Source organism: Geodermatophilus sp. DSM 44513 (assembly GCF_032460525.1).
Classification (GTDB): Bacteria; Actinomycetota; Actinomycetes; order Mycobacteriales; family Geodermatophilaceae; genus Geodermatophilus.
On record NZ_CP135963.1, the window covers coordinates 1686434 to 1712209 of the forward strand.

Genomic DNA, 25776 nt, shown 5'->3' on the forward strand with positions numbered 1-25776 from the left:
CGTCGGCCGCGGGCAGCGGGCCGGGCCCGTGACGGTGCCGGGTGTCGCGGGGAGGGGCATGCTGGTCTGCGACCCGGCCCGCGTGCGACCGAGCTCGACCAGGAGCAGCCCGTGTCCCTCTCCGACCACCCCTCGGGGTCCGGCCGGCCCACGGGCGGGCCGGCCCACCGGCGGACCGTCCCGTCCGACGAGCGCTTCCGGACGTGGCGGCTGGCCGGGCTCGGGGTGCTGGCCGCCGTCACGCTGGGCGTGGTCGGCTGGCTGGTCCTGGACGGCGCCGAGCCGTCGCCGCAGGCACCACCCGTGGTCGCCGCCCGGCCGACGGAGGTCGTCGGCCTCCCGCCGCTGCCGGCCCACGCCCGGGCGCCGGAGGAGCAGCTGCGGGCGACGATCGCCGGCTTGGAGGCGCTCGTCGCGCAGGACGCCGGCGCCGTCGGGCCGGGTGCGGGCGAGGTGCTCGACAGCCTCCGGCGGGTGGAGCTGCTCAGCGGTGGCGGCCAGCGCTCGGCCGCGGTCGTCGCCCACGACGCCGCGGCGGCAGCGGTCGAGGAGGGCGTGGTCGTCGAGCCCGTCGGCCGGCGGGTGCAGGAGGTGCTGGCCGCCGTCGTGCGACCGCAGCGCCTCATCGACCTGGTCTGGACCGTCGACGTGGACCCGGCCGCCGTCGGCCCGGCCGGGCCGGACCTGCTCGACGACTTCCTGGCCCTGGACCACGACGTCCCGGCCGACCGGACGGCCGACCGCGCCGCCGCGCTGCTGGCCGAGGTCCGGGCCGCGGCGGACCGTGGGGAGCTCCGCCGGGTCTTCGCCGACGCCGCCGTCCCCACCCTGGAGCAGCTCACCGACCCGGCGCCGCACCGCGCCCTGGAGGACCTGCGCGCCGCGGCCGAGGCCGACCCGGCGGCCGTCGGGCCGGCCTCCGGTGAGGTGCTGGCGTCGCTGCGGGCGATCACCGAGCTGCCGGTGTACCCGCAGGGGGAGGAGGTCGCCGCGCTGCTGGACCTGGTGCGCCAGGACGGCCGGGTGACCCCGGAGTTCCGGGCGGCCGCCGTCCCGGTGCTCGTCCCGCTGTACCGCTGACCCCCGGCACGTCACCGCAGCGTCGTCGCGCGGTCACGGGGCGGTCACGACTGGGTCCCGGTCCGGGCCCCTCCTGGTGCACGGGGGTGCCTGCTTGGCATGCTCCCTGCGTCCGCCGGACAGCGCTGGGGCTGTCCGCACGTAGGGAGGGCGCCCGTGTCCACCACCGTCAGCAGGCCCGAGGCCGGGGGGCGACCCCCGGAGGGCACCGGCCGGCGCCGCCCGCCGCTGAAGAGCGTCCTGGTCTGGACGGCGGTGGCCGTGGTCGGCGCCGTCGCCTGGACGGTGCTCGCGCTGTCCCGCGGGGAGTCGGTCTCCGCGCTGTGGATGCTGTTCGCCGCGCTGTGCTCCTACGCCATCGCCTACCGCTTCTACGCGCGCTTCATCGCCTACCGCGCGCTGCAGGTCGACGACCGGCGGGCCACCCCGGCCGAGCGGCTGGGCAACGGCCGCGACTACGACCTCACCGACCGGCGGGTGCTCTTCGGGCACCACTTCGCCGCCATCGCCGGCGCCGGGCCGCTGGTCGGGCCCGTCCTCGCCGCGCAGATGGGCTACCTACCGGGCACCATCTGGATCGTCGTCGGCGTCATCTTCGCCGGTGCCGTCCAGGACATGGTCGTCATGTTCTTCTCGATGCGGCGCAACGGGAAGAGCCTGGGTCAGATGGTGCGCGAGGAGATCGGCATCGTCGGCGGGATCGCCGCGCTGATCGCCGTCTTCGCGATCATGATCCTGATCCTCGCCGTCCTGGCGCTCATCGTGGTCAACGCGCTGGCCGAGTCGCCGTGGGGCGTCTTCTCCATCGCGCTCACCATCCCGATCGCGCTGTTCATGGGTGTCTACCTGCGGGTGCTCCGGCCCGGCCGGGTGCTCGAGGCCACCGGCATCGGCGTCGTCCTGCTGCTGCTGGCCATCGTCGGCGGCGGCTACGTGGACAACTCCCCGTTGGCCGAGGCCCTCACGCTGTCCCGCGAGTGGCTGGTGCTGGCGCTGGTGGTCTACGGCTTCGTCGCCTCGGTGCTGCCGGTCTGGCTGCTGCTGACCCCGCGCGACTACCTGTCGACCTTCATGAAGATCGGCGTCATCGTGCTGCTGGCGATCGCCCTGCTGATCGCCCGCCCGGTGATCCAGGCCGACGCGATCACCGACTTCGCCCGCGAGGGCACCGGCCCGGTCTTCGCCGGCAACCTCTTCCCGTTCGTCTTCATCACCATCGCCTGCGGGGCGCTGTCGGGCTTCCACGCCCTCATCTCCTCGGGGACGACGCCGAAGATGGTGGCCAAGGAGAGCCAGGTCCGGCTGATCGGCTACGGCGGCATGCTCATGGAGTCCTTCGTCGCGATCAGCGCGCTGATCTCGGCGGTCGTCATCGACCAGGGCCTGTACTACGCGATGAACGCCCCGGCCGGCGTCACCGGCGGGACGCCGGAGACGGCCGCTGCCTGGCTCGGCGGCCTGGGCTTCGACACCACGGCCGCCGACCTCGCCGCTGCCTCGGCCGCTGTCCAGGAGCCCAGCCTGATCTCACGCACCGGCGGTGCCCCGACGCTGGCCGTCGGCATCTCGGAGATCTTCAGCACCGCCTTCGGCGGGGGCCTGCAGGCGTTCTGGTACCACTTCGCGATCATGTTCGAGGCGCTGTTCATCCTCACCGCCGTCGACGCCGGTACCCGCGTGGGCCGATTCATGCTGCAGGACACGGTCGGCAACGTGTGGCCGAAGTTCGGCGACCTCTCGTGGCGGCCGGGCAACATCATCGCCAGCGCCGTCGTGGTGGGCCTGTGGGGCGGGATGCTCTACATCGGCGTCACCGACCCGCTGGGCGGGGTCAACCAGCTCTTCCCGCTGTTCGGCATCTCCAACCAGCTGCTGGCGGGGATCGCGCTGACCATGTGCACGGTGCTGCTGATCAAGCACGGCAAGCTCAGGTACGCCTGGATCACCGCCGTGCCCCTGGCCTGGGCGTTGACCACGACGATGACCGCGAGCTACCAGAAGGTGTTCTCCGACATCCCCGCGATCGGCTACTTCGCCCAGCGGGAGCGTTACGCCACCGCGCTGGAGGCCGGCGAGCTGCTGGCGCCGGCGAAGACGCCGGAGCAGATGGAGCAGATCGTCACCAACTCCACGATCAACGGGGTGCTGCAGTCCTGCTTCGCGCTGCTCACCCTCGTCGTGGTGGCCAACGCGGTCGTCGTCATCGCCCGCGCGATCCAGGCCCGCGGCCCGGTGCCGACGACGGAGGAGCCGGCAGTGCCCTCGACCATCGTGGAGCCCTCCGGGCTGTTCGCCACGCCGGAGGAGAAGCGGGCCATGGCCGAGCAGGAGCGGCTGGTCGGCGCGGGTGCCCGCGGTCAGGGCACCTTCACCGAGGAGGGGCCGACGCGATGAGCCCGCAGGCCGTCGGGACCGCCGCCCGCCGCGCCTGGCACGGCGTGCGCTGGTACCTGCGGGAGTTCAGCGGCGAGGCCCGCTGGGACGACTACCTGCGGCACTGCACGCAGCACGGGCACGAACCGGTGAGCCGGCGGGAGTTCGAGCGGCGGCGCGCCGACGAGGCGGAGCGCAACCCGATCAGCCGCTGCTGCTGACCGTCCGAGCCGACCGCGGCCCCGGCCCCCACGAGGGGGCCGGGGCCGCGGCCGGCTTGTGCGGACCCGGCGCCGGGTGGGCGGTGACCCGCTCGCCCCAGGAGGCCCGCGGCGTCCCACCCGTGCGCCGCGGGGTGCGCCCGCGGCGTCGCCCTGCCGAGTCGAGAGGCACGTTGCCGTGGCCCGTGGGCCCGTCCGAGAGGTGGCACCCGTGTCCGTGCCCTCGTCGCCCGACCGGCGCAGCCGGCTCACCGAGCTGCGCACCGGCATGTCCCTGCTGGCCAGCGCGGCCGCCGACCTGGGGGTCGGCGAGCAGCCCGAGGTGCGCGTGCTGCGCGACGGCCGGCTGTGGCTGGCCGAGCTGTCGACGGCGGTGACCGCGGCCGACGTCTTCCAGGCCGCCCGCGGCCTGGTCGCCGCCCAGCTCGACGCCATCGCCCAGGTCTCCGAGCGGCCGGTCGAGGACCACGCGTTCGCCTGGCTGGTGACCCTGCAGACCAACGAGGTCATCGCCGGCCTGGAGGACACCGACCTGGCCGGCGACGCCGCCTGAGGGAGGTCCCCGGCCGGCGCGTCGCGGCACCGGCCTCGGGGAGGACCGGCGCGGCTCAGCCGGCGGCCGGTGCCGGCCCGGGCGGAGGGGGCCCCGGGGTGTCCTCGGCGCTCCGCCGCTGCCACGGCGGCGACGCACCGCGCAGCGCCAGGGCCGCGGCCGGGGGCAGGACGGCCAGGGTCGGGAGCAGGAAGCGGTAGTCGAACGACGCGGTCATCGCCGGGCCCACGAGCACCGTCAGCCCGAGCGCGGCTAGCAGCGCGGGGTCCAGCCGGTCCCGCCAGCTGCCCCGGCGCAGGAGCAGGGCGCCGAAGCCCGCGACGAGGCAGAGCCCGAGCACCGGCCCGGGCGTGTAGACCACCTGCTGGTAGGCGCGCAGGTCGGCGACGAGTGCCGGGCGGTGACCGAAGGGCCCGGGCGCGAGCACGGAGCTGCAGGTCTGCGGCGGTTCCGGGGTCGGTACCGGGAACTCCCACCACAGCGGACAGGTGTCCTGCGGCCCGGACTCCCGGCCGGGCCGCAGGTAGTGCGCCGTCTCGGACACGATCCGGTACAGGTAGTCCCCCGGCTGGCCGGTGATGGCGATGGTCGCGAACTCCGCCAGGTCGTCCTCCGACCACACCCGCACGCCGTCCTGCACGGCGTTGGCCGGGCTGTGCGCCATCCACACGAAGTTGTCGCCGGTGGGCCGCTCCTCCGGAGGCGCCGCCGGGCACAGCGGCCGCAGCCGCTCCGGCACGTCCAGCTCCTCGCACTGCACGAAGGTGGCGACCCGGCCGTAGAGGAAGTGGCCGGTGTGGTCGGTGAGCGCGAAGGAGCCGTGGTGGGCGTGGAACCACGACGCGTACGGCAGCAGCACCGCCGCGACCCCCACCGCGAACGCGGCGACCGCCGTCCAGCGCAGGGTGCGCAGGAGCAGCCGGACGACCAGGTAGACCAGCACGACGGCCACCAGGAAGGTCCCCACCGTGCGGGTGACCGTCAGCGCGCCCATGAGCAGCCCCACCGTGCCCACCAGCAGGGCACCCGGGCGCTCCACGACCAGCAGCGCGACCACCGCCAGCGTCAGCAGCAGCATGAACAGCGTCTCGGCCAAGATGAAGTGCTCGATGTTGAGCAGGTAGGCGTCGAAGGCCAGCGGCACCACGGCCAGCAGGCTCACCCGGCGGGACACTCCCCGGCGCTGCAGCAGGGTGTAGACGAGGACGACCATGGCCAGACCCAGCACGTGCTGGGCCACCGCCACGTACCGGAAGACCACCAGCCGGTCGAGCACCGCGAGGAACGCCGAGTACCCGAAGGGCCGGTCGACCGCAGGGTCCAGCGACGTGGCCCGTTCCACGTAGGTGCCCGAGTCGGGGAACCACAGCGCGGTGGAGTACGCCGCCGTGACGTAGACGCGGGCGACGGTGGCGAGCACCACCAGCACGAGCAACAGGACGTGCCGGCGGGCCAGCCGCAGGGCGCCGGTCCCCAGGCCGGCACGGGCGCCGGTGCCGCCCGCGGGCACGGTCGCCGCCGGCCCGGGTTCCGCGCGCCGGTCGGGCCGGCGGCGGGCGCCCGGTACCGGGGTCACGCGGCCGACGGGTGGGGACTCCCGTGGTCGTCCGCCGTGGCGTCCGGTCGCTGCGAGGAGACCTCCTCGTGGTAGTCCTCTTCCACGTTGACGTCCCAGATGTCGTGCTGCGCGCCGTCGGCGATGTTCTGCACGGTCAGCATCGCCGTCATCATCGAGTGGTCCTGGTTGTTGTAGCGGAACATGCCGTTGCGCCCGACCGGGTGCAGGTTCGGCGTGTGCGTCTCGATCCAGCGCCGGATGACCTCGACGTTGTCCTTGTACCCGGCGTCGTAGAACGGGTAGGCCTTCGGCATCCGGACGACGAAGCCGCGCTCCACGTCGCTGGCACGGGCCAGCCCGAGGTGCTCCAGCTCCCGGGCACCCTGGGCGATCAGCTCCTCGTCGGAGCGGTTCCAGGTGTCGTCGCCGACGTTGACGAAGAACTCCATGCCCAGGCAGGTGCGCCCGTCCTTGACCAGGTAGGGCGACCAGGAGCCGAAGTTCTGGATCCGGCCGACCTGGACGTCCGGTGAGTGGATGTAGATCCAGTTGTCGGGGAAACCGGCCTCGACCGGGAGCACCAGCGCGACGGTGAGGAAGTCGCGGTACTTCAGCCCGTCGGCCGCCTGCAGCACCTCGACCGGGGGCTTGGGGTCCAGGGCGTGCACCAGGGAGGAGAACGGCATGGAGCTGATGACGTGGTCGGCGACGTAGTGCTCCTCGGTGCCGACGTCGGTGCGGGTCGCCTCCGGGGCGCCCGCGCCGGACCCGTAGCCGCCGGTGACCACCGTGGTCAGGCCGGTGACCCCCCGCCCGGGCTCCCAGTGCACGGTGCGCACCTTCTCCTCCAGGACGACCGTCCCGCCGCGCTCCCGCACCTGGCGGGCGGCGGCCTCCCACATCATCCCCGGCCCGTACTTGGGGTACTGGAACTCCTCGATGAGGGACGTGATGTCCTTCTGGTTGCGCCTGGGCGTGAGCGCGTTGAGCACCGCGCCGGTCAGCGACAGGTTCTTGATCCGCTGCGCGGCGAAGTCGGCCGGCAGCTGGTCGACCGGCACGCCCCAGAGCTTCTCGTTGTAGGTCTTGAAGAAGTGCTCGTAGAGCCGCTTGCCGAACCGGGCGACGATCCAGCCCTCGAGGGTGTCCTGGTTCCTCGGCGGGCGGACCCGCGCCCACAGGTAGGACGCCACGCAGCGCACGGCCTCGACCGGGCCGAGGTTGCCCAGCGCGTTGGCGGCCTTGAGCGGGTAGTCGAACAGCTTGCCGTCGTAGAAGATGCGGCTCATCCGCGGCCGCAGCAGGAACTCCTCGTCGGGGAGGATCTCGTGCCACAGCGCCTCGACCTCGGGGACCTTGGTGAAGAAGCGGTGCCCGCCGATGTCGAAGCGCCAGCCCTCCCGCTCGGCGGTGCGGCTGATGCCGCCCACCATCGCGTCGCCCTCCAGGACGGTCACCGGTACCTGGCGGCGGACCAGCTCGTAGGCAGCGGTCAACCCGGCGGGGCCGGCACCGATCACGGCCACGCTGGTGCGGTTGCCGTCGGGGGTCATGGACTCTCGCCTTCTCGTTGCTCGGCCCACGGCGACCGGGTTCCCGACCGTTCCGGTCGGTCGGGACCCGTCCCGTGGGGATGACACGTCGCCCTGCACGGTATGTGGAGCACCCGGCGCGGGCCACGGCGGTCGTGCGCCCCTGACGCACGGCGACCCCCGCCCTCACGGAGAGGACGGGGGTCGGTGCCGGTCAGTGACCCGTGGCCCCCTGCCGGGGCCCGCTGCGAGCCGGCCAGCGGTGGGGGACAGGGGGTCCTTGGTCAGATGTCGTAGTACATCGCGAACTCGTGCGGGTGCGGGCGCAGCCGGATCGGGTCGATCTCGTGCTCGCGCTTGTACTCGATCCACGTCTCGATCAGGTCGGGGGTGAACACCCCGCCGTCGACGAGGTACTCGTGGTCGACCTCGAGCCGGTCGAGGACGGCGTCCAGGGAGGCCGGCACCTTCTCGATGCCCAGGGCCTCCTCGGGCGGCAGCTCGTAGAGGTCCTTGTCCACCGGCGCCGGCGGCTCGATCTTGTTCTTGATGCCGTCGAGGCCGGCCATGAGCATCGCGGAGAAGGCGAGGTAGGGGTTGGCCGACGGGTCGGGCACGCGGAACTCGATGCGCTTGGCCTTGGGGCTGTCCCCGGAGATCGGGATGCGGCAGCAGGCCGAGCGGTTGCGCGCGGAGTAGACCAGGTTGATCGGGGCCTCGTAGCCGGGCACCAGGCGGTGGTAGCTGTTCACCGTCGGGTTGGTGAAGGCCAGCAGCGACGGGGCGTGGGTCAGCAGGCCGCCGATGTAGTGGCGGGCGGTGTCGGACAGGCCCGCGTAGCCGGTCTCGGCGTGGAACAGCGGCTCGCCGTCCTTCCACAGGCTCTGGTGGCAGTGCATGCCCGAGCCGTTGTCGCCGAACAGCGGCTTGGGCATGAAGGTCGCCGTCTTGCCCTCGGCCCAGGCGGTGTTCTTCACGACGTACTTGAACAGCATCATGCTGTCGGCCGACCGCAGCAGGGTGTCGAACTTGTAGTTGATCTCGGCCTGGCCGCCGGTGCCGACCTCGTGGTGGCCACGCTCCAACTCCAGCCCGGCACGGGTGAGGTTGGCCATCATGGTCGAGCGCAGGTCGCTGTAGTGGTCGTAGGGCTCGACCGGGAAGTAGCCGCCCTTGGGCCGGGTCTTGTAGCCCAGGTTGGGGCCGCCGTTCTCGCCGGTCAGGGCGCCGGAGTTCCACGAGCCCTCGACCGAGTCGATGTGGTAGTAGCCCTCGTTGATGCCGGTCGAGTGCCGGATGGAGTCGAAGACGTAGAACTCCGCCTCCGGACCGAAGTAGGCGGTGTCGGCGATGCCGCTGCTGGCCAGGTAGGCCTCGGCCTTCTTCGCCACGTTGCGCGGGTCCCGGCTGTAGGCCTCGCGGGTGATCGGGTCGTGGATGAAGAAGTTGACGTTCAGCGTCCTGTGCCGGCGGAACGGGTCCACGAACGCGCTGTTGGCGTCCGGCAGCAGCAGCATGTCGGACTCGTTGATCGCCTGGAAGCCGCGGATGGAGGAGCCGTCGAAGCCGAGGCCCTCCGAGAACGTGTCCTCGCCGAAGGTCGACGCGGGGATCGTGAAGTGCTGCATGACGCCGGGCAGGTCGCAGAAGCGCACGTCGACGAACTCGACGTCGTTGTCGCGGATGTAGGCGGCGACCTCGTCGGGACTGGTGAACATCGATCCTCCGGGTTGGGGCGGACAGCCGGTGGCGAACGTACGGCGGGGCGGTTGCTCCGCGGTGTCTCGGGTGTTTCGAGCCGGTAACAACGACGGCCGGCGTGTCGGGGTTCGGTGGGCCGCAGGCCGGCGGGGCTGCTGCGGGCGCGTCTTACGCTGAGGTGGTGGTCGGGGACGGGCAGTCAGCCTCTCAGGGGCGCCGGCGGGGTGCATCCCTGGGCCTGCCCGCCGAGGGGCCGGGCTCGCTGGCGTCCTTCAGCAGCCGGGTCGGTGCCTTCGCCGTCGACGCCATCGCCGCCGCACTGGTCGCGGGTCTGGTCACCGCCCCGGCGCTGCCGGGCAACTGGAGCCTGCTGTCCTTCGGGCTGATCACCGTGGTCTCCCTGGTCGCCTTCGGGCAGACGCCGGGGATGCGGCTGGTCGGGCTGCGGCTGGCGCACCCCCGGGTCGGCCGACGGCTGGCCCCCTGGCGGGCCGTCGTCCGCACCGCCCTGCTGGTGCTGCTGGTACCGGCCCTGGTGGTGGACGCCGACGGGCGGGGGCTGCACGACCGGTTCACCGGCACCGCTGTCATCCGCGACTGAGGGAGGAGTGCCCTGCCCCCCACTCGCCAGCTCGCGGCGGGGCCCTGCAGGGAGGCCGCCGGGGCTAGCGGCGGCGGACCTGGCGCTGGCTCACCGACATCTGGCGCCCGCCGGGCAGCGGGCCGCCGGGCACCGGCATGCGGGAGCCGCCCATGGCCGCGAGCCGCTTGCGCAGGGCGTTGAGCTCTCCGCCGGAGAGGTTGCGGGGCAGCTTCATGACGTGCGGGCTGAGCTTGCGCAGCGGGACCTGCCCGTCCTCGTCGCCGACGAGCACGTCGTAGATGGGGGCGTCGCCGGCGATCCGGGCGAGCCGCTTCTTCTCCTGCGCGACCAGCGGGCGCACGCGGGAGGGCACACCCTCGGCGACCAGGATGATGCCCGGCCGGCCGGTCACCCGGTGGACGGCGTCCAGCTGCGTGGTCCCCGCGACGCCGGCGGACACCTTCCAGTCACCGCGCATGCCCTCGAGCACCCACGCGGCGGCGCCGGGCTGGCCCTCCACCTGGCGGTAGGCAGACCCCTGCGCGCGGCGGCCGAAGACGATCAACGCGGCCAGCAGGCCCAGCACGACGGCCAGCGGCAGGAAGAGGAACGGCGAGTCCAGCAGGATGCCGACCAGCTCGACGACCGCCGCGACCGCGATGAACGCGATGAGCATGACCCAGGGCAGCTTGGGGTCGTTGCGGCGGGTCAGCGAGTACGCCTGCTTGATCATGCGTGCCTGGTTGCCGACCCGCTTCAGCCGGCCGACCCTGGGCCCGCCGTCCTTGCCGACCTTCGCCGCACCCCGGCCGGAGGCCGTGGCCCCGGTCGACCCGCGCCGGCCGCGGAAGCGGGAGCCGGGCCCGGTGCCGGCCTTGCCGGGACCGGCGGGCGCGGGGGGGTCGGAGGGCCTGCTGCGTGCCATGACCACAGGATACGGGCGTCGCCGGCCGGCCCCGGTGGACCGGCCGGGGCCTCGTCAGCCCGAGTGGGTGAGCCCGCGCGCCTCGACGGCCTGCTGGTACAGCCGGCCGGCCCGGTAGGAGCTGCGCACCAGCGGCCCGGCGAGCACGCCGGGGAAGCCGATCTCCTCGGCGGCCTGCTGGAAGCCGACGAACTCCTCGGGCTTGACCCAGCGGACGACGGGGTGGTGCCGCGGCGAGGGCCGCAGGTACTGGGTGATGGTCAGCAGGTCACAGCCCGCGTCGTGCAGGGCGCGCATCGTCTCCAGGACCTCGTGCGGCTCCTCGCCCATGCCCAGGATCAGGTTGGACTTGGTGACCAGCCCCGCCTGGCGGGCCGCGGTGATCACCGCCAGGGACCGGTCGAAGCGGAAGCCGGGGCGGATGCGCTTGAAGATGCGCGGCACCGTCTCGACGTTGTGCGCCAGCACCTCCGGCCGGGAGGAGAACACCTCGGCGAGCTGGCCGGGGTCGGCGTTGAAGTCGGGGATGAGCAGCTCGACGCCACAGCCGGGCAGCTGGGCGTGGATCTGGCGCACCGTCTCGGCGTACAGCCAGGCCCCGCCGTCGGGCAGGTCGTCGCGGGCCACGCCGGTGACGGTGGCGTACCGCAGGCCCATGGTGGCCACGCTCTCGGCGACCCGGCGGGGCTCGTCGGTGTCGAGGTCGGCGGGCTTGCCGGTGTCGATCTGGCAGAAGTCGCAGCGGCGGGTGCACTGGTCACCGCCGATGAGGAAGGTGGCCTCGCGGTCCTCCCAGCACTCGTAGATGTTGGGGCAGCCGGCCTCCTCGCAGACCGTGTGCAGCCCCTCGCGGCGGACCAGCGACTTGAGCTCGGTGTACTCCGGGCCGGTCTTGAGCCGCGTCTTGATCCACTCGGGCTTGCGCTCGATCGGGACCTGGCTGTTGCGGACCTCGAGGCGGAGCAGCTTGCGGCCCTGCGGCTCCGCGGCGGTTGGGGTCGGGGCCACCGTCTCGCTCATGATCGACCACGGTACCCCCGCAGACGGCAGCGCCCGCCTCGGTCGAGGCGGGCGCTGCTGCTCAGGGGTGCTGCGGTGTCAGGACGTCGGGTTGCGCTCGTCGTCCGCGTCGGAGCCCACGCCGCCGGTGCCGGTCTGCGGCTGGTCGTTCGGCGAGGCCGTGGCGGTGTCCATGGCCGGGTCCGGCGACACGGTGGTCGCGGTGCCGGGGGCGCCGGCGTTCTCCGCGTCGCCGTAGGCGAGCTGCTGGGGCTGCTCGCCGATGGTGCTGTCCGCGGGGGTGGCGTCCCCGGGCATCGTCTGGGCGCTGGACACGGTCTTGCCGGAGTTGCTCGGTGAACTGGGCACGGGGTCCTCTCGGTAGCTGGGCACGGGCCCGTCGCCGGTGGGTGCGGTCGTCCACAGGTCGTCGGAACCGCTGCGGCGACGGAGCACCACCACCACGACGGCGACGGTGCCGAGGACGGCGAGCAGCCACGGCCACTGCCGTGCCCGGCTCCTGGTGCCGACCTCCCGCGTGACCCTCCTACCCGCCTTCGCCGCCTTCCTCTCCACCTGGCGGCGCTTCTTCGCAGCCTGCTTGCGCGCCGCGGCGGTGGTGGCGGTCAGTTCCAGGCGGCGCAGGTCCAGCTCCTCGCGGGCGCTGCTCAGCCCGGAGGTGAGGGAGTCGCGCGTGGTCTCCAGCACCGGCGTCACCGCCTCGCGGGCGGCCAGCACCCGCGGGGCGGCGTAGGCCAGCGTGGCGGCCTGGGCGGCGGTGAGCCGTCGGACGACGTCCTCCGTGAGCGCCTTCTGCGCGGCGTCGCGCGCGGCCTCGACGCGGGGGGCGAGGTCGGCGGCGGCCCGGCCGGCCGCGGCCTGCGCGGCGGTCACCGCGGCGGCCAGGTGCGGCGCGGCGGCCTCCCGGGCGGCGTCGACCCGGGGGCCGAGTGCGTCGCGGGTGGCCGAGACACGCGGGGCGATGGCCTCCAGGGCGGCGTCCACCCGCGGGCCGACCGCGTCGCGGGCGGCCTCGACGGCGGGCGCGGCCACGGCCGCCGCAGCGGCCACCCGGGGCACGACGGCGCCCCGCGCGGCGTCCAGCGCCGGGCCGGTCGCCTCACGGGCGGCCTCCACGCGCGGTACGAGCTGCTCCGCCGCCGCCCTCCGGGCCTCCGCCACCGCCGTCCCGATGTGGGCGAGGCCCTCCTGGAGCTCCTCGCCGATGATCTGGCCGGATGTCTTCTTGCGGAACACGGGATGCACCTCCGGTAATCGTGTCGGCGATCATCCTGCCCGTTGACCGCGGACGGCACACCCCGGGCGACTCGTGGGGAGGGCGCCGGCCGGCCCGGACGGTGCCGGTGAGGCCCGCTGGGTGGCTAGGACCGGAGGGACCGGGACGGCGTGCGCAGCCAGGTGAGGAAGGCGTCGACCGACATCGGCCGGGCGATGGCGTGGCCCTGCGCGGTGTCACAGCCGAGCGCGGCGAGGACGGCGGCGGTGTCGGCGTCCTCGACGCCCTCGGCGGTGAGCGTGAGACCGAGCTCGTGGGCGAGTGCCACGGTGTGCCGGACGATCGCCGCCGCCCGCCGGTCGCGGCCGACGTCGAGGGTGAGGCTGCGGTCGAGCTTGAGCTCGTCGGCGGGCAGGTGCCGCAGGTAGGCCAGCGAGCTGTAGCCGGTGCCGTAGTCGTCGATCGCCGTCCGGACCCCGAGCCGGCGCAGCTGACCGAGCACGACCCGACCGCGCTCCGGGTCGGCCATGAGGGTGTCCTCGACCAGCTCCAGGGTCAGCGCGCCGGCCGGGAGCCCGTGGCGGTCCAGGGCCCGGGTCACCCGGGCGGGCAGGTCGAGGTCGGTGACGTCGGCCACCGACAGGTTGACGGAGACCGGCACGGCGCGCTGCGGCCACCACCGGGCGGTCGCGGCCAGCGCGAGCTCGAGGACGGCGTCCCCCAGCGGGCGCAGCAGCCCGGCCTGCTCCGCGGCGGGCAGCAGGGCGGCGGGGGACAGCAGCCCGCGGGTGGGGTGCTGCCAACGGACCAGTGCCTCGACGCCGGTGACGCGGCCGTCCCCGAGGTCGACCTGCGGCTGCAGGTGGACGGCGAGCTGGCCGCCGCCGTCCAGCGCCGTGCGCAGCTCCTCCATGGTGTGCAGCCGGTCGCGGGAGCCACCGTGCGGTTCGGGCACGTAGGTCCGCACCCCCTCCCGGCCGGACTTGGCCGCGTACATGGCCACGTCGGCGCAGCGCAGCAGCTCCTGCACCGTCGCGGCGGGGACGGGGGCGGTGGCGACGCCGATGCTGACGCCCACGTGCAGACGGGTGCCCTCCACGGTGAACGGCTGCTGCAGCAGCTCCCGCAGCCGCGTGGCCAGCGCCTGCGACTGGACCAGGCCGGCGCCGGGCAGCAGGACGGCGAACTCGTCACCGCCCAGCCGGGCGAGCGTGTCGCAGGTGCGCAGGGCGCCGCGCAACCGGGGGCCGACCTGGCGCAGCAGACCGTCACCGGCGTGGTGTCCGAGGCTGTCGTTGACCTCCTTGAAGCCGTCGAGGTCCAGCAGCAGCAGGGCGGCCGGTCGGCCGGCCGTGGCGGCGGCGAGCTCCCGGCCGGCCTGCTCCAGCAGGGCCCGCCGGTTGGGCAGGCCGGTCAGCTCGTCGGTCCGGGCCTGGTGGCGGACCTCGTGGAAGGCACGGACCTCGCGGAAGGTGATGGCGGTGCGGGCCAGCGCGGCGAGGACGCAGCCGATGGCGCACCACGCGGCGACCGGGGCGAACGTCGTCCGCCAGCCGGCGGCGAGCACGAGCAGGCTGGCCAGCACGCAGACCAGTGGGACGGCCATCACCTGCCAGCCGACGCGGGTGGCGAGGCTGCTGTCGGGCAGCTCACGGTGCACGGGCCGGCCCAGGTGCGCGGCCCCGGCCATGAGGACCACCCCGGTCAGCCAGGTCAGGTCCAGCGGCCCGCCCTCCGCGTAGTCGCCGTGGGTGGCCAGGTTGAGGAAGACGATGTCACCGGCCAGGGTGACCAGGACCCCGGCCGCGAGCAGGGAGATGGTGAGGTCCCGCCGCAGTCCGAGGATGGAACCGAGGGCGACGAGCACGGCCAGGAGCAGGACGTCGGCCATCGGGTAGGCCAGGCTGGTCAGCGCGGCGGCCGGGTCGCCCTCAGTCCCCTCCAGGGCCGGGCTGAGCAGGACGCTGAGGGCGACGGCGCCGCCCCCGAGGGCGCCGATGACGCCGTCGAGCCACATGCTCGGGTGGAACCGCGGCACCCGCACCCGGATCAGCGTGAGGAGGGCGACGTACAGGGGCAGGTAGTAGGCGAGGTAGAACGCGTCGGCCACGGAGGGGAAGGGCTCCGGGTCGAGGCCGGCCACGACGAGGCTGTAGACGAGGTTGCCCGCGGTGCCCAGCACCAGGGCGAGGGACAACGCCACCCAGGCCGTTCGCTCGGTCGGCGACCGGCGTGCCGCGCCGAGGCAGACGATCGCCGTCCCCAGGTACACGGCGTTGTAGAGCACCAGGTCGTACCAGGCTCCCCACGCCGCGCCGTCGGGCCGTCCGGCCACGCCGGTCGTGAAGAGGGCCAGCGCCACCAGCGGGACCGCGAGCGCGCGGCGGGACGGGGCGGCCGGCAGGGTGGGTGGCACACCCTCTCCTCGGCCGTCGTCCCCCCTGGCTGTATACCCACGGCGCCCGGGTGCCCCGGGTGGGTGAGATCGGGCCGGCCACCCGGCGCGCGGTAGGCTCGGTGGCGTGACCCAGCGGCTCCTCCTCGCGCGGCCGTGCTGACCTGAGCCCCCTCTCGTCAGCACGGTGACCCCTCCTGCGTGAGGGGTCTTTTGCTGTCCGCCGCCGGAACGAGCACCCCGAGGACCCAGGAGCGCGACGATGAGCCAGACGGTCGACCAGCAGGACGTCGAGCAGGTCGCGGGGGACGTGCCCCCGCACCGCTACACGCCCGGCCTGGCGCAGCAGATCGAGCTCACCTGGCAGGACCGGTGGGCCGCCGAGGGCACCTTCCACACGCCCAACCCCGTCGGGCGGCTGGCCGAGGGCTTCGAGCGGGTCGCCGACCGGCCCAAGTTCTTCGTGATGGACATGTTCCCGTACCCCTCGGGTGCCGGGCTGCACGTCGGGCACCCCCTGGGCTACCTGGGCACGGACGTCACCAGCCGGTTCCGCCGGATGGACGGCGACAACGTGCTGCACCCGATGGGCTACGACGCCTTCGGCCTGCCCGCCGAGCAGTACGCCGTCCAGACCGGGCAGCACCCGCGGGTCACCACCGAGGCGAACATCGCCGCCATCCGCGCCCAGCTGCGCCGGCTGGGCGTCGACCACGACGACCGCCGCAGCTTCGCCACCATCGACCCGGGCTACTACCGGTGGACGCAGTGGATCTTCCTGCAGGTCTTCGGCTCCTGGTTCGACCAGCGCGCCGGCTGCGCCCGGCCGATCGCCGAGCTGGTCGCCGAGCTGGACGCCGGGACGCGGGAGCCGGACCCCGGCACGAACCCCGCCGGCCGGCCGTGGGCGCAGCTCCCCGACGTCGAGCGGCGCCGGGTCGTGGACGCGCACCGGCTGGCCTACCTGCACCAGGCGCCGGTCAACTGGTGCCCGGGCCTGGGCACGGTGCTGTCCAACGAGGAGGTCACGCCCGACGGGCGCTCCGAGCGCGGCAACTTCCCGGTGTTCCGGCGCCCCCTGACCCAGTGGATGATGCGGATCACCGCCTACGCCGAGCGGCTGCTGACCGACCTGGACCGGCTGGACTGGTCGGACTCGCTGAAGCAAATGCAGCGCAACTGGATCGGCCGCTCGACCGGGGCGCGGATCAGGTTCGCCGCTGGTGCCGAGACGATCGAGGTGTTCACCACCCGGCCGGACACGCTGTTCGGGGCCACCTACGTGGTGCTGGCCCCGGAGCACCCGCTGGTCGAGGCGCTGACCGCGCCGGCGTGGCCGGACGGCGCCGACCCGCGCTGGACCGCCGGCGCGGCCACCCCCGCCGAGGCGGTGCGGGAGTACCAGCGGCAGGCCTCCCGGCGCTCGGAGCTGGACCGGCAGGACGCCGGCCGGGAGAAGACCGGCGTCTGGCTGGGCGTGACCGCGACCAACCCGGTGAACGGCCAGGAGCTGCCCGTCTTCATCGCCGACTACGTGCTGACCGGCTATGGCACCGGCGCGATCATGGCCGTGCCCGGGCAGGACGCCCGCGACTGGGAGTTCGCCGAGGTCTTCGGGCTGCCCATCGTGCGCACCGTGCAACCGCCCGCGGACTTCGACGGGAAGGCCTGGACCGGGCCCGGCCCGGCGGTCAACTCCGCCAACGACGAGCTGTCGCTGGACGGCCTGGACGTCGACGCCGCCAAGGCCGCGATCGTCGACTGGCTGGTCGCGCGCGGCTCCGGCGAGGCCACGACCACCTACAAGCTGCGCGACTGGCTGTTCAGCCGGCAGCGCTACTGGGGTGAGCCGTTCCCGATCGTGTACGCCGTCGACGGCGAGGACGCCGGCCTGCCGGTCGCCGTCCCGGACGCGCTGCTGCCGGTGCTGCTGCCCGAGGTCGACGACTACTCGCCGAAGACCTTCGCCGACGACGACGCCGACTCGGTACCCGAGCCGCCGCTGTCGCGCGCCACCGAGTGGACGACCGTCGAGCTGGACCTGGGCGACGGCCCGCGGACCTACCGCCGGGAGACCAACACCATGCCCAACTGGGCGGGGTCGTGCTGGTACCACCTGCGCTACCTGGACCCCGGCGACGGCGAGCACATGGTCGACCCGGAGCTGGAGCGCTACTGGCTGGGCCCGCGCGGGGACGGCGACGTCGGCGGCGTGGACCTGTACGTCGGCGGCGTCGAGCACGCCGTGCTGCACCTGCTGTACGCCCGGTTCTGGCACAAGGTGCTGCACGACCTGGGGTACGTCTCCAGCGAGGAGCCGTTCCGCCGGCTGGTCAACCAGGGCTACATCTCCGCCTACGCCTACACCGACGAGCGCGGCTTCTACGTGCCCGCGGCCGAGGTCGTGGAGTCCGACGGGCGCTTCCTGTACCAGGGCCGGCCGGTCGACCGGGAGTACGGGAAGATCGGCAAGAGCCTGAAGAACATGGTCACGCCGGACGAGATGATCGGCGCCTACGGCGCGGACACCTTCCGCGTGTACGAGATGTCCACCGGCCCGCTGGACCAGTCGCGGCCGTGGGACACCAAGGCCGTCGTCGGCTCGCAGCGGCTGCTGCAGCGCATCTGGCGGGTCGTCGTCGACGAGCGGACCGGCGTGGTCCGGGCGACCGACGACGTGGAGCCCGGTGAGGCGACGCTGCGGGCGCTGCACCGCACCATCGCCGGCGTCCGCGACGGCTTCGACACGCTGCGGTTCAACATCGCGATCGCCCGGGTCACCGAGCTGACCAACCACCTGACCCAGACGTACGGTGCCGACACCCCGGTGCCCCGGTCGGTGGCCGAGCCGCTGGTGCTGATGGTGGCGCCGCTGGCCCCGCACCTCGCCGAGGAGCTGTGGTCGCGGCTGGGTCACGAGCAGTCGCTGGCCTGGGCGCCGTTCCCCGTGGCCGACGAGCGCTGGCTGGTCGAGGACACCGTGCAGGTCGCCGTCCAGGTGAACGGCAAGGTGCGGGCGCAGGTCAGCGTCCCGGCGGACGCGGACGCGGTCGTCCTGGAGGCGGCCGCGCGGGCCGACGAGAAGGTGGCCGCGCAGTTGGACGGCAGGACGGTCCGCCGGGTGGTCGCCGTCCCGGGCCGGCTGGTCAACTTCGTGGTCGGCTGACCTGGAGTCGCTGGGTGACGGGAACCGTCACCCAGCGACTCCGGATCACCAGGTGAGCGCGGCGCGGACCGCCTTGTCGACCGGGTCGACCGCCTCGGCGACCGGGACGTCGCGGCCGAGCTCGGCCGACAGCGACGTCACGCCGGCGTCGGGGATGCCGCACGGGACGATCGCGCCGAACGCCGCGAGGTCGGGGTCGCAGTTGAGGGCGAAGCCGTGCATGGTCACGCCGCGGGCCACCCGGATGCCGATCGCGGCGACCTTGCGCTCGGGCCTCCCGAGGCCGTCCGGGCCCGGTTCGTCGGCGGGCAGCCAGACGCCGCTGCGCCCCTCCACCCGCCCGGCCTCGACCCCGAAGCCGGCGCAGACCTCGATCAGGGCGCCCTCCAGGCGGCGGACGTAGGCGACGACGTCCACCGGGTCCGGCAGCGCCACGATGGGGTAGCCGACCAGCTGGCCGGGCCCGTGCCAGGTGATCTTCCCGCCGCGGTCGACGTCCACGACCGGCGTGCCGTCCTGCGGCCGCTCGTGGGCCGCGGTGCGCTTGCCGGCCGTGTAGACCGACGGGTGCTCCAGCAGCAGCAGCGTGTCCGGACCCTCCCCGGCGACCCGGGCCGCGTGCAGCGCCCGCTGGCGCTCCCAGGCCTCCTCGTAGGGGACCGTGCCCGCCCGGACGACCTCCAGCTCAGTCACGACGGCCAGCGTATGCCCCTCTTCAGCGCAGGCGCCGGGGTTCGATGCGGGTCTCCACCGCGGTGCCGTCCGGTCCGCGCTCGACGCGGTGGGCGGCCGCGTGCGGGCGGTCGGCGACGACCTCCACCAGCTCGGTGCCGCGGTACACCAGGCCCGCGCCGTCGTCGGTGGCGTGCCCGCCGGGCAGCGTGCCGTCGGCGACCAGCCGGTGGTAGAGCGGTCGGCGCTGCTCCTCGGAGTCGTGGTGGACGCCGTTCGACGTCGGGATCAGCCCCAGCCCGTTCGTGACGGGCCGCAGCTCCGGGCCGTAGGAGTCGGTGGTGCCGCCGACGTGCCAGCACAGCGACCCCGCGGACACGCCCCCGAGCACGACACCGGCCTCCCACACCTCCCGGAACACCTCGTCGAGGCCGTGCACCCGCCAGACCGCCAGCAGGTTGGCCACGCTGCCCCCGCCGACCCAGACCACGTCCTGGGCCAGCAGGTGGGCGCGCACGTCGGGCACCGTGGGCATCGGGAACAGGCTCAGGTGGGTGACCTGCACCCGGCTGCCGGCGAACGCGCCGTAGACGCCGGCCAGCCGCACCGGGTCGTCGCCGGTGGCGGTGCCGAGGTGGCACAGCCGCGGGCGCTCGGGCGCACCGGCGAGCTCGACGGCCAGGTCGAACACCGGACCGGGGGCCCAGTCGTGGGGGCCGCGCCGGCGGGAGTCGAAGCCGATGCTGGTGGCCAGGATGGTCGGGGCGGTCGCGGGCATCAGGCGGCTCCGGTCGCGGTCGTCGGCCGCAGGGCGCGCAGGACCGCCGCGGCGGTGCGCCGGCCACTGGCCATGGCGCCTTGGATGGACGGGGTGTCGCGGTGGTCACCGCAGACGTAGAGACCCCCGCCGAGGTCCACCGGCCGGCGGTGCTGCAGCGGCGGCAGGGCGGCCGGTTGGGCGCCGGGGACGGTCACCGAGGTGAGGTGCTCCAGGTCGCCGGGGGCGACGCCGTGCAGCGCGGCCACCTCGCCGCGCACGTCGGCCTCCCGGGTCGGGGCCAGGCTGGAGCTCGCGACCAGCGCCCGCCCGTCGGGGCTGTAGGCGGGCTGGGCGTCGGTCAGCACGACGCTGTTCACCAGCCGCCCACCGGGCGTGCCCAGCACGATGAGCGGCTCCCCGGTCGGTGAGGCCGGCAGCACGTGCAGGTGGGTGGTCACCTGCCGCGGTGCGGAGCCGGTCACGGCCGGGACCAGCGCGGCGGCGGTGTCCGGGTCGGTGGCGACGACGACGGCGTCGGCCCGCACCGGGCCGGCGTCGGAGGTGACCCCGGTGCCGGTCACCGCGCCGACCCGCACCCCCAGGTGCACCCGCCTGTCACCCACCCGGTCGGCCAGTTGCTCGCCGATGCGCTGCATGCCCCGGGCCGGCAGCCCGATCGGCCCGCGGGCGAAGCTGCGCCAGAGCAGGTCCAGGTAGCGGCTGGAGGTCTCCAGCCGGTCCTCCAGCAGCACCCCGGCGAGGAACGGCCGGAAGAACCGGTCGATCGCCGCGTCGCCGACCCCGACCGACCGCAGCCGCTGCTCCGCGGTCGTCTCCGGCGCCCGCAGCAGCCGCCGCACCGGCGTCAGCGCCGCCCGGGCGGAGAACGCGGCGATGGCCGCCTTGCGGACCGGGGAGCCGATCGGGGCGCGCAGCGTGTCCAGGACCTGCGCCGGGCGGTGGCGCGGGTCGACCACCCGGTGGGCGCGCCCGTCGACCCGCACCACCGCGCCGGCCCAGAACCAGCCCAGGTCGAGCGCGGCCAGGTCGAGGTCGGCGACCCGGGGGTAGCCCACGTTGAGGACCTGGAAGCCGCGGTCGACCACGAACCCGTCGACGACCTCGGTGGCGACCCGTCCGCCGGCGTGGCGGGCGGCGTCGAGGACGTGCACGTCGCAGCCTGCGGCGGCCAGCCGCCAGGCCGCGGACAGCCCGGCCAGCCCGGCCCCGACGACCACGACCTCGGCACGGGCGGGCAGCGGCATGCCTGCGAACCTATGCCGCCGGGCGCCGGCGCACGCGGCCAGGCCGGATCCGTGGACGGTGCCGGCGCCTGTGGACAGCGCCCGCGGGGTGCCCGGCCGGCGGCCTACGGTGCCCGCCATGCCGACGTCCCCGCCCGCGCCCGTCGTCCCCGGCTACCGGCTGGAGGAGCTGCTGGGCCGCGGCGGGTCCGGCGAGGTGTGGCGGGCGGTGCCCCGCTCGGGGGGCCCGGCGGTGGCGGTGAAGCTGCTGGCCGCCGGCGACGCCGAACGGCAGGCGCGCGAGGCCGCGCTGCTCGGGGAGCTGGACCACCCGCACCTGGTGCGGCTGCACGAGGTCGTCCACGAGCCGCGCCGCGGCGGGCAGCCGCGGGTGGCCCTGGTGCTCGACCTGCTGACCGGCGGCAGCCTGGCCGCGCTGCTCGCCCGCCGGGGCCGGCTGCGGCCGGGGGAGGTGGTGACCGCCCTGGCCCCGGTGGCCGCCGCGCTGGCCCACGCCCACGACCGCGGGGTGGTGCACGGTGACCTGTCCCCGGGCAACGTCGTGTTCACCGCCGAGGGCCGCCCGGTGCTGACCGACCTCGGGGTGGCGCGGGTGCTGGGCGAGGAGTCCGCCGGCGAGGTCACGCCGGCCTACGTCGACCCGACGGTGGCCCGGGGCGGTGCCTGCACCCCGGCCTCCGACGTCTTCGGGGTGGCCGCGGCGGCCTTCCACGCGCTGACCGGCGTGGCGCCGTGGAACGCCGCGACGCCGGCGGACACCCTGCGGGTGGCCGCGGACGGCGAGCTGCCCGACCTCACCGAGCTCGCGCCCGACGCCCCGCCGGAGCTGCTGGCCGTCGTGGCGCGGGGGCTCTCGGTCGACCCGCACGACCGGGGCGCGGCGGCCGCCTTCGCGCTCGACCTGCGGCACGCCTGCCGGCCGGAGCCGGTGCGGCTGCCCCGGGCCGGCGTGCCCGACGAGGACCTGGCCCGCACCGGCCGCGGCCCGCGCACGGAGCTCACCCACCAGGTCCCGGGCCGGCACCGGCGGGCGGTGCCGGAGCCGGCCCCGGCCCGCCGTGGTCTGCGGGCGGGCGCCGCCGTCGCGGGGCGGCTGCTCCGGCGGGCCGGTGTGCCGGTCGCCGGCGTCGCGGTGCTCGGCGGACTGGTGTGGCTGGGCGTCTCCTGGGGCAGCGGGGCGGCACCCGGGGCCGCGCAGACCGCGCTGGCCGATCGGGCCGTCAGCGCACCGACGTCGTCGGCGCCGCCCGGCCCGTCCGCACCCGGACCGGTCACGACGGGCCCGGCGCGGCCCTCGCCCCCCGTCACCGTCCCGGCGCCGGCGTCCGCCGCGCCGACGGCGCCCGCCGACGTGCTCGAGGAGGACTGGGCCGGCCGGCTCACCGGGCTCTACCAGCGCCGCTCCGAGGCGCTGTCCAGCGGGTCGGTGGCGCTGCTCGAGGAGGTGTACGCGCCCGGCAGCCCCCTGGCGGCCGCCGACCGGGACTCCGTGGTCGCCCTGACCGCCGCGGGGCAGGCGGTGCGCGGTTTCGCCCCGCAGGTGGTCGGTGCCACCGTGCTGGAGGCGACGCCCGGTGGCGGGCAGGTGGTGCTCCGGGTGGTCGACCGGTGGCCGGACCACACGGTGGTGTCCGCGGCCGACCCGGCCGGGCCGCCGGTGCGGCTCGTGGCCGGGCGGGGAGAGGCCGAGGTCCGGATGACGCTGGTGGCCACCGACGCCGGGTGGCGCATCGCGTCGGCCGAGCGGGTGGGTTGAGCCCGGGTCAGGCCGGCTGCAGGGCCGCCCGGAAGGCCTCGTCCAGGTCGCGGTGGGTCCACCGGTAGCCGGCCCGCTCCAGGACCGCCGGCAGCGCGCGCTGGCCGGCCAGGACGCTGGACCGGCCGAACTCGCCGAGGGCCAGGGCGAGCACCGGCCCGGGCACCGGCAGCACGGCCGGCCGGTGCACCGCCGCGGCCAGCCGCCGGACGAACTCGGCGTTGGTGACGGGCTCCGGGCCGGTGAGGTTGACCGGCCCGGAGACGTCGGCGGTCAGCAGGAAGCGGATCGCGCCCACCTCGTCGTCCAGGCTGATCCAGGGCCAGTACTGCCGTCCCGACCCCATCCGGCCGCCCAGGCCGGCCTTGAAGACGAGTCCGAGGATGCGCACGAGCATGGCGTCGGGGCCGACCACCAGCCCGGTGCGCAGGTGGGCCACCCGGACGCCGGCGTCCTCGGCCGGCCGGGTCGCGGCCTCCCACTCGGCGCACAGCCGGGCCAGGAAGTCGCTGCCGGCAGGCGCGTCCTCCTGCACCGGTCGGTCACCGGTGTCGCCGTAGTAGCCGACCGCCGAGGCCGACAGCAGCACCCTCGGGCGGGCCGGGTCCGCGGGTGCGGCGGCCGCCAGGGCCTCGCTCACCGTCGCGGTGCTGTCCAGCCGGCTGGCGCGCAGCTGCTCCTTGTACCCGGCGGTGAACGGCCGCGGGCGGATGGGCGTGCCGGCCAGGTTCACCACGGCGTCCACGTCGGCCAGCACCGCCGGGTCGATCCGCCGGTGCTGCGGGTCCCAGCGGTGCTCGTCGGCCGTGCGCGGTGTGCGGCGCACCAGCCGCAGCACCTCGTGCCCGTCGGCGCGAAGTGCCGGGACCAGCCGGGACCCGATCAACCCGGAGGAGCCGGTGACCGCGACCTTCAACGAAACTCCTCCGGGGGTCTGAGCCGACGTGGCCCCCTGCAGGGGCCCACCGCGAGCGTGCGAGTGGTGGGGGGCAGGGGGTCCTTCGTCAGCCGAGGCCGAGCTCGCCGTGGAACTGGCCGCCCTCCAGCCGCTGCTTCACCGTGGTGAGGAAGCGGGCGGCGTCGGCGCCGTCGACGATGCGGTGGTCGTAGGTCAGCGCCAGGTAGACCATCGACCGCACCGCGATCACCTCGCCGAGGTCGGGGTCCTGGACGACGACCGGACGCTTGACCACCGTGCCGACGCCGAGGATCGCCACCTGCGGCTGGTTGATGATCGGCGTGTCGAACAGCGCCCCGCGGCTGCCGGTGTTGGTCAGCGTGAACGTGCCGCCGCCGAGCTCGTCGGGGGTGACCTTGTTGGCGCGGGTCCGGTCGGCCAGGTCGGCCGTCTTGCGGGCCAGGCCGCCGATGCTGAGGTCGCCGGCGTCCCGGATCACCGGCACGAGCAGCCCGCGCTCGGTGTCCACCGCGACGCCGAGGTTCTCCGCGTCGTGGTAGGTCACCGTGCCGGCCTCGAGGTCGATCGAGGAGTTGACCGCCGGGTGCGCCTTGAGCGCCTCCACCGCCGCCTTGGCGAAGAACGGCAGGAAGGACAGCTTGACGCCCTCGCGGGCCTCGAAGTCCCGCTTGGCCCGGTCGCGCAGCCGCGCGATGGCGGTGACGTCGGCCTCCACCACCGTGGTCAGCTGGGCGCTGACCTGCAGCGACTCCACCATCCGGCGGGCGATCACACCGCGCAGCCGGGACAGCTTCTCGGTGCGCCCGCGCAGCGTGGTGTCCGGCTGCGCGGCCGGCGACGGGCTCGGCGCCGGCCGGCCGGAGGCCGCGGCCGGGGCCTCCGCCGGGGCCTCGGCGGGTGCCTCCGCCGACGTCTCGGCCGGGGCGGCGGTCTGCTCGGCGGCGGCGATGACGTCCTGCTTGCGGATCCGCCCGCCGACACCGGTCCCGGTGACCGACGAGAGGTCCACACCCCGCTCGGCGGCCAGCCGGCGCACCAGCGGGGTGACGTACTGACCGCCGCCGTCCCCGGTGGGTGCCGGGGACGGGGTCTTCGGGGCCGCGGGGGCCTGCGGGGCCACCGCCTGCGCCGGCGAGGGCGCGTCGGTCGGGGAGGTGCTCGGCAGCACCCCGCCGGTGCCGTAGTCCGCTCCCGGTGCCGCGGACCCCGGCTTGGCCTGCTGCGGCGTGGGGTCGGCCTGCGGGGTCGGCTCGGTCGCCTGCGAGGGCGGCGTCGGGTCCCGCTGCTCCTGCTGGGACTGCGGCTGCTGCGGGGCCGGGGTCTCCTGCTGGGCGGGGGTCTCCTGCTGGGCGGGAGCGGGCTGGGACGGCGCGCTGCCACCGGCCGAGCCCGAGCCGATCACGGCCAGCTCCGCGCCGACGTCCACGGTCTCGTCCTCGCCGACCGAGATCGACAGCAGGGTGCCCGACACCGGCGCGGGGATCTCGGTGTCGACCTTGTCGGTGGACACCTCCAGCAGCGGCTCGTCCGCGGTCACCTCGTCGCCGACGGACTTCAGCCAGCGGGTCACGGTGCCCTCGGTGACGCTCTCCCCGAGCGCCGGCATGGTCACCGTCGTCCCCTCGCCGCCGCCGGAGTCACCGCCGCCGGACCCGCCCGCGCCGGACCCGCCCGAGGACGCCGGGGCGGGCTCGGGCTCGGGCTCCGGCTCGGGCTGGGTGTCCTGCGCCGGGGCCTGCTCCTGCTCCGGCTGGGCCGGGGCCTCGGCGGTGTCCGGGGCGGCGGCCGGAGCGCCACCGTCGCCGTCCCCGCCGATGACCGCCAGCTCCGCGCCGACGTCCACGGTCTCGTCCTCCGAGACCAGGATCTTGGTGAGCACGCCGGCGGCCGGGGACGGGATCTCGGTGTCGACCTTGTCGGTCGACACCTCGAGGAGGGGCTCGTCGACCTCCACCTGCTCGCCCTCCTGCTTGAGCCAGCGGGTGACCGTGCCCTCGGTGACGCTCTCGCCCAGGGCGGGCATGGTGACGGACGTCGGCATCGACGCGGGCTCCTTCTGGCTCCGGGGGAGGGTGGGGTGG

The 25776-nt window shown here is 75.0% G+C and carries 19 protein-coding genes; 7 read left to right on the forward strand and 12 right to left on the reverse strand.

Annotated elements, in window-relative coordinates:
• Window positions 1-111: 111 nt before the first annotated feature.
• From RTG05_RS08240 to RTG05_RS08255, 4 genes are all read left to right on the forward strand, one after another.
• A complete protein-coding gene (locus tag RTG05_RS08240) occupies window positions 112-1080 on the forward strand; it encodes a hypothetical protein (RefSeq protein ID WP_166528237.1) in 969 nt (322 codons plus the stop codon).
• A gap of 156 nt (window positions 1081-1236) precedes the next feature.
• Complete coding sequence (locus RTG05_RS08245) at window positions 1237-3474, forward strand: carbon starvation CstA family protein (RefSeq protein WP_315912432.1); 2238 nt, start codon at window positions 1237-1239, stop codon at window positions 3472-3474.
• The gene (locus RTG05_RS08250) at window positions 3471-3674 is read left to right on the forward strand and encodes a YbdD/YjiX family protein (RefSeq protein WP_166528238.1); all 204 of its coding nucleotides are present in this window, start codon (window positions 3471-3473) and stop codon (window positions 3672-3674) included. The genes RTG05_RS08245 and RTG05_RS08250 overlap by 4 nt, the downstream gene beginning before the upstream one ends.
• Before the next feature lie 211 nt (window positions 3675-3885).
• Window positions 3886-4227 carry a hypothetical protein gene (locus RTG05_RS08255; protein ID WP_166528239.1) on the forward strand — a complete coding sequence of 114 codons (342 nt, stop codon included), beginning with the start codon at window positions 3886-3888 and terminating at the stop codon, window positions 4225-4227.
• Between the two features lie 55 nt (window positions 4228-4282).
• On the opposite strand, the gene RTG05_RS08260 is transcribed toward RTG05_RS08255, so the two are convergent.
• The 3 genes from RTG05_RS08260 to glnA form a co-directional block, all read right to left on the reverse strand.
• Window positions 4283-5803: a phospholipid carrier-dependent glycosyltransferase gene (locus RTG05_RS08260; RefSeq protein WP_166528240.1), complete on the reverse strand. Its 1521-nt coding sequence runs from the start codon at window positions 5801-5803 to the stop codon at window positions 4283-4285.
• Window positions 5800-7338, reverse strand: coding sequence for an NAD(P)/FAD-dependent oxidoreductase (locus RTG05_RS08265; RefSeq protein ID WP_166528241.1), 1539 nt, complete (start codon window positions 7336-7338; stop codon window positions 5800-5802). Before RTG05_RS08265 ends, RTG05_RS08260 begins: the two co-directional genes overlap by 4 nt.
• 263 nt (window positions 7339-7601) lie before the next feature.
• A complete protein-coding gene (gene glnA / locus RTG05_RS08270; protein ID WP_166528242.1) occupies window positions 7602-9035 on the reverse strand; it encodes a type I glutamate--ammonia ligase in 1434 nt (477 codons plus the stop codon).
• A gap of 164 nt (window positions 9036-9199) precedes the next feature.
• Here glnA and RTG05_RS08275 point away from each other — a divergent pair, with 164 nt between their 5' ends.
• On the forward strand, window positions 9200-9619 hold the full coding sequence (locus RTG05_RS08275; protein WP_166528243.1) for an RDD family protein: 420 nt from the start codon (window positions 9200-9202) through the stop codon (window positions 9617-9619).
• 64 nt (window positions 9620-9683) lie between these two features.
• On the opposite strand, the gene RTG05_RS08280 is transcribed toward RTG05_RS08275, so the two are convergent.
• The 4 genes from RTG05_RS08280 to RTG05_RS08295 all read right to left on the reverse strand — a co-directional run bounded on the left by RTG05_RS08280 (window position 9684) and on the right by RTG05_RS08295 (window position 15178).
• Window positions 9684-10526 carry a DUF4191 domain-containing protein gene (locus RTG05_RS08280; protein WP_166528244.1) on the reverse strand — a complete coding sequence of 281 codons (843 nt, stop codon included), beginning with the start codon at window positions 10524-10526 and terminating at the stop codon, window positions 9684-9686.
• Between the two features lie 54 nt (window positions 10527-10580).
• Window positions 10581-11546: a lipoyl synthase gene (gene lipA / locus RTG05_RS08285; protein ID WP_166528245.1), complete on the reverse strand. Its 966-nt coding sequence runs from the start codon at window positions 11544-11546 to the stop codon at window positions 10581-10583.
• A 78-nt stretch (window positions 11547-11624) separates the two neighbouring features.
• The gene (locus tag RTG05_RS08290; RefSeq protein WP_166528246.1) at window positions 11625-12782 is read right to left on the reverse strand and encodes a hypothetical protein; all 1158 of its coding nucleotides are present in this window, start codon (window positions 12780-12782) and stop codon (window positions 11625-11627) included.
• A gap of 125 nt (window positions 12783-12907) precedes the next feature.
• Window positions 12908-15178, reverse strand: coding sequence for a putative bifunctional diguanylate cyclase/phosphodiesterase (locus RTG05_RS08295; RefSeq protein WP_166528247.1), 2271 nt, complete (start codon window positions 15176-15178; stop codon window positions 12908-12910).
• Window positions 15179-15419: 241 nt separating this feature from the next.
• On the opposite strand from RTG05_RS08295, the gene leuS reads away from it, so the two are divergent.
• Window positions 15420-18323 carry a leucine--tRNA ligase gene (gene leuS, locus RTG05_RS08300; protein WP_166528248.1) on the forward strand — a complete coding sequence of 968 codons (2904 nt, stop codon included), beginning with the start codon at window positions 15420-15422 and terminating at the stop codon, window positions 18321-18323.
• 45 nt (window positions 18324-18368) lie between these two features.
• Here leuS and lipB read toward each other — a convergent pair whose 3' ends face one another.
• From lipB to RTG05_RS08315, 3 genes are read right to left on the reverse strand one after another with little or no spacing between them, the layout of a single operon-like run.
• A complete protein-coding gene (lipB, locus tag RTG05_RS08305) occupies window positions 18369-19016 on the reverse strand; it encodes a lipoyl(octanoyl) transferase LipB (RefSeq protein ID WP_166528249.1) in 648 nt (215 codons plus the stop codon).
• A 22-nt stretch (window positions 19017-19038) separates the two neighbouring features.
• Entirely contained in the window at window positions 19039-19773 is a 735-nt protein-coding gene (locus tag RTG05_RS08310) for a Type 1 glutamine amidotransferase-like domain-containing protein (protein WP_166528250.1), read from the reverse strand.
• The gene (locus RTG05_RS08315) at window positions 19773-21020 is read right to left on the reverse strand and encodes an NAD(P)/FAD-dependent oxidoreductase (protein ID WP_166528251.1); all 1248 of its coding nucleotides are present in this window, start codon (window positions 21018-21020) and stop codon (window positions 19773-19775) included. The genes RTG05_RS08310 and RTG05_RS08315 overlap by 1 nt, the downstream gene beginning before the upstream one ends.
• 118 nt (window positions 21021-21138) lie before the next feature.
• On the opposite strand from RTG05_RS08315, the gene RTG05_RS08320 reads away from it, so the two are divergent.
• Window positions 21139-22776, forward strand: a complete 1638-nt coding sequence (locus RTG05_RS08320) for a serine/threonine-protein kinase (RefSeq protein ID WP_166528252.1) — start codon at window positions 21139-21141, stop codon at window positions 22774-22776.
• Between the two features lie 7 nt (window positions 22777-22783).
• On the opposite strand, the gene RTG05_RS08325 is transcribed toward RTG05_RS08320, so the two are convergent.
• Together RTG05_RS08325 and sucB are read right to left on the reverse strand one after the other, a co-directional pair.
• Window positions 22784-23692: a TIGR01777 family oxidoreductase gene (locus RTG05_RS08325; protein ID WP_166528253.1), complete on the reverse strand. Its 909-nt coding sequence runs from the start codon at window positions 23690-23692 to the stop codon at window positions 22784-22786.
• 88 nt (window positions 23693-23780) lie between these two features.
• Window positions 23781-25736, reverse strand: coding sequence for a 2-oxoglutarate dehydrogenase, E2 component, dihydrolipoamide succinyltransferase (gene sucB, locus RTG05_RS08330; RefSeq protein ID WP_166528254.1), 1956 nt, complete (start codon window positions 25734-25736; stop codon window positions 23781-23783).
• Window positions 25737-25776 lie beyond the last annotated feature (40 nt).

Bases quoted from the DNA above. Each gene is read 5' to 3' on its own strand.
- RTG05_RS08250 (WP_166528238.1), top strand. From the start codon at position 3,471: ATGAGCCCGCAGGCCGTCGGGACCGCCGCCCGCCGCGCCTGGCACGGC.
- RTG05_RS08265 (WP_166528241.1), bottom strand. From the start codon at position 7,338: ATGACCCCCGACGGCAACCGCACCAGCGTGGCCGTGATCGGTGCCGGC.
- glnA (WP_166528242.1), bottom strand. From the start codon at position 9,035: ATGTTCACCAGTCCCGACGAGGTCGCCGCCTACATCCGCGACAACGAC.
- RTG05_RS08280 (WP_166528244.1), bottom strand. From the start codon at position 10,526: ATGGCACGCAGCAGGCCCTCCGACCCCCCCGCGCCCGCCGGTCCCGGC.
- lipA (WP_166528245.1), bottom strand. From the start codon at position 11,546: ATGAGCGAGACGGTGGCCCCGACCCCAACCGCCGCGGAGCCGCAGGGC.
- leuS (WP_166528248.1), top strand. From the start codon at position 15,420: ATGAGCCAGACGGTCGACCAGCAGGACGTCGAGCAGGTCGCGGGGGAC.
- RTG05_RS08310 (WP_166528250.1), bottom strand. From the start codon at position 19,773: ATGCCCGCGACCGCCCCGACCATCCTGGCCACCAGCATCGGCTTCGAC.
- RTG05_RS08315 (WP_166528251.1), bottom strand. From the start codon at position 21,020: ATGCCGCTGCCCGCCCGTGCCGAGGTCGTGGTCGTCGGGGCCGGGCTG.
- RTG05_RS08320 (WP_166528252.1), top strand. From the start codon at position 21,139: ATGCCGACGTCCCCGCCCGCGCCCGTCGTCCCCGGCTACCGGCTGGAG.
- sucB (WP_166528254.1), bottom strand. From the start codon at position 25,736: ATGCCGACGTCCGTCACCATGCCCGCCCTGGGCGAGAGCGTCACCGAG.